This window comes from Nodosilinea sp. LEGE 07298 (assembly GCF_015207265.1).
Classification (GTDB): Bacteria; Cyanobacteriota; Cyanobacteriia; order Phormidesmidales; family Phormidesmidaceae; genus Nodosilinea.
In genome coordinates this window covers 1-6,047 of sequence record NZ_JADEXE010000357.1, presented here as the reverse complement: position 1 = coordinate 6,047, position 6,047 = coordinate 1, and the positions used below count along the sequence as shown (strand labels likewise).

The window sequence follows — 6,047 nt, the reverse complement described above, 5'->3', positions numbered from 1 at the left end:
ATCCACCCCTTCACCCTTGACTGGTCTTTGGATCGAGCAGCGATCGCACGTTTTCCCCCAGCCAGTCGAAGGCTTTGACCGAAAGCAAAAGCAGCAGCCCCGGCATCACCCCCAGCCACCAGTAGCCGGTGGAAAGGTGCCGCATTGACTCGGCCAGAATAATGCCGATCGCCGGAATGTGGGGCGACAGGCCAATGCCAATGAACGACAGCGCCGCCTCGTGCAAAATGGCGTGGGGAAACAGCAAAATTAGCCCCACCAGCAGCTGCGGAATCACGTGGGGCACCATGTGGTGGCGGGCAATCCATAGCGATGACTGGCCGAAGCGGCGGGACAGGTGGACATAGTCGGAGCTAGACACCTGTAGCACCTCGGCTCGAATTACCCGCGCCAGGCTGGTCCAGTGGGTCAGGGCCACAGCGATAATCACGCCCTGGGTGCCGCCGCCGACCGCAAAGGCGATCAAAATTAGCAGTACCAGGTGGGGCAGGCTGAAGAACACATCGACAATCCAGGTGATGACAGCATCGACCCAGCCGCCGAGGGTGCCTGCCGCCAGGCCCAGGCCGGTGCCAATCAGGGCACTGATGCCTGCCGCCAGCAGGCCCACCTGCAAACTCAGCGACATGCCGTGGAGCGATCGGCTGAGCATGTCTCGGCCCAGCCAGTCGGTGCCGAAGGGGTGGGCCAGTGACGGGGGCTGGTTGCGCTGAATCAGCTCAGGGTTGAGGCCGCTATCGCCGATGACCCAGGGGCTGACAATCACAGCTAATAAAAATAGGGCACAGAGGGCGATACCCCAGATGGTTTGCTGCCGCCGATTGCCTCGGGGGCGCAGAACCGGGGCTGAAACTGGAGCCGTAGTGGTCATGACGGCCAGCCTCCTAGCCGAATGCGCGGGTCGACGAGGGGATAGGCTAGATCGGCCAGGGTGTTGCCGACGTAGACAAATAGGGCGCTGAAAAACACAATGCCGACCAGCAGCGGCACATCGCTGCGCAGGGCCGCCTGGACCGTGGCCGAGCCTAGGCCCGGATAGGCAAACACCTGCTCCACCAGTACCGACCCACCAAACAGCTCGCTCAAAGAGGCAAACTGCAGGGTCAGGGCGGGGAGAATGATATTGCGCAGGCCGTGGTGGCGAATGACGCCGCTCAGGCTCTCGCCCTGGGCTCGGGCAAACAGCACGTAGTCGCTATTCAAGACATCAATCAGCTTTTGCCGGGTGTGCAGGGCAATGCTGGCAATGCCGATGATGCTGAGGGTAATAGCGGGCAGCAGCAGGTGGTGCAAGTGCTGCCAGAAGGTAACGTCTGCCGCCAGTACGCCGGGGGGAGCCGCGCAGCAGACCGGGGTCACTTTCAAGGAGACAGAGAAAGTGATCAGCAGCAGTAGCGCTACCCAAAAGGTGGGGGCCGAAGCCAGGGTGTAGGCATAGAGGCGAATGACGCGATCGCACCAGCTGCCTGCCAGCGCCCCGGCCAAAATACCTAGCCCTAGCCCCAACAGGCCAGACAGTAGCCATGCGATCGCCAGCACCTGCAGAGACATCTGAAACCGGGCGGCAATGACCTCCCCCACCGGCTGATTAAACACCAGGGATGTACCCCAGTTGCCCTGCACCAGCTGCACCAACCAGTCCCAAAACCGCACGACCATCGGTTGATCTAGGCCCCAGCGCTCGGCAATCAGTACCCGCTGCTCGGGGCTAATCTGCAACATGTCGGCCCCAATGTAGGCCTGCAGCGGGTCAATGGGTGACAGGCTCAGCAGCACAAAGGTAAACACCGCCACCGCCATCAGCAACAGCCCCAGCCGCAGCAGCTTTTGCAGAGTGAAGAATAGGATTGGTCTTAATTGCATGTCCACCTCCATTCAGCAATATTGGTGGTGATCGGCCAGCCGTGGCCGTGGGGCTCGACCTGGGGTTGGCCAATATCCAAGCAATCGCTAACAAAGTAGGTGTGATCTAGGTTCACTAGCCAGGCCCAGGCGGCGTCACCCCTGGCGGTAAAGCCCTGGTCGCCATCCCACTGGGCGGCCTGCCAAAATGCGATCGCCTCCGCCTCCGACGGTGCCCCCATGGCCAGATCCAGCGTGTTATCAATAGCCTCGTTGGCGTAATAGCCAGCGTTGTAGAAATCCCCCTGGGCCGCCTGGCTGTGGTAGAGGTTGTACATCTCGGTTTGGTCGTGGCTGCCCCAGCCAAACACCACCACGTTGCTGTGCGCCGCTGGGGTAATCTCATCCCAGCTTTTGCCCTCAACATTCGCCTGAATGCCGATGGGCTTGAGCATTTCTGCCGCTGACAGGGCTAGAGCCTGCCGGGTGCTGTCGGCGGCCGGGTAGAGCACGGTGAACTCAGCCGTTAGATCGCCTTTCTCCAGCACGCCGTCGCCGTCGGTATCGGCCCAGCCCCCGGCCGCCAAAATTTCCTTAGCTGTTTCGGGGTCAGCATCCTCAATGGCGGCATCGGGTTCTTCCCAGGCCAGCCCGCTGACCGGCCCGTAGGCAGGCGATCCGTAACCTTCTAAGACGCCATTCACCAGAGCCTGGCGGTCGATGGCAAAATTCACCGCCTGTCGAATCGCTAAATCTGCCGTTACGTCGTTACCAATCGGGTCGCCGTTTGGCGTCGTCTGGCCGGTTTCAGGCTGGTAAGGAAACATCAGCCCTCGGTTGTCGACGCTGGCAACGTCGTACAAAGTCATACCGTCGATGCTCTGCACGGCCAACGACTGGGGCACACTCGCCACCTGCGCCTGTCCGGCTCTCGCCGCCGCAAAGGCCCCGTCTTCTTCTACAAACAGAAATACCAGCCGCTCGATTCCTGGGGTTTCCCCGTAGTAGTTGGGGTTAGCTTCTACGATGAGCTGCTGGCCCTCATCCCACTGCACCAGTTGGTAGGGGCCAGAGCCAATCGGGTTGCGGGCGTAGTCAGGGCCGTGGGCATGTTCGGGCACAATGCCCAGGGTAATCAGACGATTGACAAAGGTGCTTTGGGGCTGCTTTAGCCGCAGTTCCACAGTGGTATCGTCGGTGGCTACGGCCTCTTCGAGCACCGTTACGTCGGTAAGGCCACCGCTTTCGGCGGCTTTGTTAAAGGTGTAGGCCACGTCTGAAGCGGTCAGCGGCTCCCCATCAGAAAATACGGCATCGTCTCGAATGGTTACCGTCCAGGTTAGCCCGTCCTCGCTCACGCTGTAGTCGGTCGCGAGGTCGTTGACGATGTTGAGATCGGCATCGCGACCGAGTAGCGTGCTCTGAAATAGGGGTGAGCCATAACGACCCCAGCCCAGGGTTGGGTCATAGCCTTCTTCACTCTCGCCGCCAATGGCCAGCACAATCTGTTCGGCCGAACCCGACTGGGAGGGCGTTGCCGAGCCCGACTCAGCGGAATCTGGAGAACCAGAGCCGCACCCGGCTAAAATCTGACCCACCAAAATAGCCCCTAAAGATACCCGAGAAAGCCTCAGTTTTCGATTCATCATGGCTCAAAATCCAGTAGATGGAAACGCTATATAGGCGCTTCAGACCCGGAGGTTACCACTACCGCTTGGTTGAGAACAATCCGGGGGTGAGGGATACCTTGCAGCCAGATTCAATTGCTAAAGTCGTCCTCAGTTCCCAAAACAGCCGCCGTTTTCAGGCCCCCATGTTGCTGACCAGCCCTAGATCTAATGTTCATCTAAATGGGGTTTAAGTCTCAGCTAGCACCGATTGATAGACCCGGTAGGCCTCATCTCCAAAGCAGATAAATCTCACCTGCTCAATGGCAGGTAGATTTGTTAGCGCAGTACTTACCTCTGCGATCGCAATTCGAGTCGCCCGCTCTAGCGGGAAGCCGTATACCCCTGTGCTAATGGCTGGAAACGCCAGCGTGCGAAGGTCGTATTCCAGGGTCAAAGCCAGGCTGTTGCGGTAGCAGCTCGCCAACAGCTCATCCTCGTTGTGGTGACCGCCGCGCCACACTGGCCCCACAGTATGAATCACCCATTGAGCGGGTAGGTTATAGCCTGGAGTAATTTTGGCTTGCCCCGTTGGGCAGCCGCCCAGCTGGCGACAGGCCGCTAACAGCTCTGGCCCCGCCGCCCGGTGAATGGCCCCGTCGACACCGCCGCCGCCCAGTAGCGACTCATTGGCCGCGTTGGCGATCGCATCCACCGCCTGATCGGTAATATCGCTCTGTAGCACAAGCATCCGCTCTAGCCGTTCTGAGATGGGCATGGGTGCAGTCTCCGTAGCGGGCAGCATTAATAATGCACGCCTTCTTTTTCTTTATTTTCTTTATATAGTGTCCTAAGTAGAACGCCTTAGTTAAGTAGGCAAGCGTAATTAAATATAAGTCGATGTAGGTTGGGTTGAGGCACGAAACCCAACGCCCGCATGGGTTACGCTATCGCTAACCCATCCTACATTTGAATTGGCCAACTCACTTATCGTAGGGTGGATCATCGCCCGGCGTGACGCACCAGGCCCAGACCCTGCGGTGCGTTGGGCTTTGCCACAACACACCCTACAGCACCGTTTAATTAGGATTACCTGCTGACCAAAGGATCACGGTCGTCGAAATGTCTTGATTAGACCTATCCAAAAATCAGAAGCTAAAATTTTCACATCGGCTAGATTTGACAGCAACAGCATCTTGGCAATGGTAAACGTTTCGATCAACCTCTCTCCTAATCGGCAATGCCGCAGCTGTCGCTTCAATGCTCGAAGTCCTTATTTGGTTTGTGCAGTTCACCCAACCGGGCCAAAGCAGCGCCACTGCCCAGATTTTGAGTCGTTAATGCCCGCATCTGAGCGCTCTAGCCACGGAAACTCTGCAAAGCCCCCAGCGATGGAAGCAGAGTGGATGATGTTCTGGGGACCAACAGAAAACGAGTGGCTAGCGTTTTGGGATCAGGATGATATCCATGACCTAACGCCTCCGGGTTGACCTGTAAAGTGAAATACTCGCTGGCGGTTTGCTGGTCTGGGTTCAACCCGGTAGCGCTGTTGACAATTGGGGTCGCCCTAGAGTTTGGCAGGCAGCGTTATTCTCAATAGCCCTCAAGCGGTTAAGACAGGTCTCCTATGAACGTTCAAACGTTTGAACGTTCATAGGGTTTCTGGACGTCCTAACCAACGTGACTATGGCTATATGTGCTGCGAGAGTTGAAATTGGGGGCGCAGTCGGAATCTATCAGTCAATGCTCAGGGTATTCTCAGGCGAGCGTTTTAGTTTAAGGCTTTGGTGAACTATCTCAACGGCTTATCGTGTTTAGGCTACTGCTGAAACCGATCAAATTTTGGCTCTGGCTGGGTTTGGGCGTGGGTCTGGCGCTACTGCTAGCTCTGGTACTCAGACCGATCGATCTATCCCAAGCGATCTATGCCGCCCTGCTTTGGGTACAAGCCCAGGGGACAGCGGGAGTGATCGCCTACGTGCTGATCTACAATCTGGCCACAGTGTTATTTATACCGGGGGCGGTGCTCACGCTGGGGGGCGGTGCCCTCTATGGCGTGGTCTGGGGTTTCGTATATGCCGGGTTCGCCGCTACCCTGGGGGCCATTCTGGCCTTTGGCATTGGTCGCTATCTGGCCAGAGGGGCGATCTGTCAGCAGATGCGATCGCATCCTCACTTTCAAACCCTCGATGCCGCCGTGAGCCAATCGGGCTTTAAGATCGTGCTACTCACCCGGTTGTCGCCGATTCTGCCATTTAACTTGCTCAATTATGCCTATGGCGTGACCCAGGTTTCCTTTAAAAACTACGTGCTGGGGTCTTTGGGCCTAGTCCCTGGCACTCTCTTGTATGTTTATCTGGGTGCCCTGGCTGGGGATATCGCTACCCTCAGTAGCGGCCACGCTTACCTCACCCCTCAGGCTCAGCTAATCCAAGGGCTGCTCCACGCCCTGGGGCTGTTATCCACCGCTGTTGTCACCTTGGTCATTACCCACCGGGCTCGGCACGCGCTGCAGCAGACCGTACCGCAAACCATTACCTCTCCAAAGCCATGACCGCCCATTCCCTCAACCTCGAACCCGCGCTCAAACCCCTCAAT

Annotated in this window: 6 protein-coding genes; 2 read left to right on the top strand and 4 right to left on the bottom strand. The window is 57.8% G+C overall.

The annotated features are described in order from the left end of the window. Positions 1 to 10: 10 nt before the first annotated feature. The 4 genes from IQ273_RS29175 to IQ273_RS29160 all read right to left on the bottom strand — a co-directional run bounded on the left by IQ273_RS29175 (position 11) and on the right by IQ273_RS29160 (position 4,227). Positions 11 to 871 carry an ABC transporter permease gene (locus IQ273_RS29175; RefSeq protein ID WP_194026614.1) on the bottom strand — a complete coding sequence of 287 codons (861 nt, stop codon included), beginning with the start codon at positions 869 to 871 and terminating at the stop codon, positions 11 to 13. Then, positions 868 to 1,863, bottom strand: coding sequence for an ABC transporter permease (locus IQ273_RS29170; RefSeq protein ID WP_194026613.1), 996 nt, complete (start codon positions 1,861 to 1,863; stop codon positions 868 to 870). The genes IQ273_RS29175 and IQ273_RS29170 overlap by 4 nt, the downstream gene beginning before the upstream one ends. After that, complete coding sequence (locus IQ273_RS29165) at positions 1,854 to 3,488, bottom strand: ABC transporter substrate-binding protein (RefSeq protein WP_194026616.1); 1,635 nt, start codon at positions 3,486 to 3,488, stop codon at positions 1,854 to 1,856. The genes IQ273_RS29170 and IQ273_RS29165 overlap by 10 nt, the downstream gene beginning before the upstream one ends. Positions 3,489 to 3,699: 211 nt before the next feature. Continuing rightward, positions 3,700 to 4,227: an O-acetyl-ADP-ribose deacetylase gene (locus tag IQ273_RS29160; protein ID WP_194026612.1), complete on the bottom strand. Its 528-nt coding sequence runs from the start codon at positions 4,225 to 4,227 to the stop codon at positions 3,700 to 3,702. 424 nt (positions 4,228 to 4,651) lie between these two features. Between IQ273_RS29160 and IQ273_RS36130 the strand changes: the two genes are divergently transcribed. Further along, positions 4,652 to 4,939 (top strand): DUF6464 family protein, encoded by a 288-nt coding sequence (locus IQ273_RS36130; RefSeq protein WP_228054114.1) that lies wholly within the window; start codon positions 4,652 to 4,654, stop codon positions 4,937 to 4,939. A gap of 320 nt (positions 4,940 to 5,259) precedes the next feature. After that, complete coding sequence (locus IQ273_RS29155; RefSeq protein WP_313898294.1) at positions 5,260 to 6,003, top strand: TVP38/TMEM64 family protein; 744 nt, start codon at positions 5,260 to 5,262, stop codon at positions 6,001 to 6,003. Positions 6,004 to 6,047 lie beyond the last annotated feature (44 nt).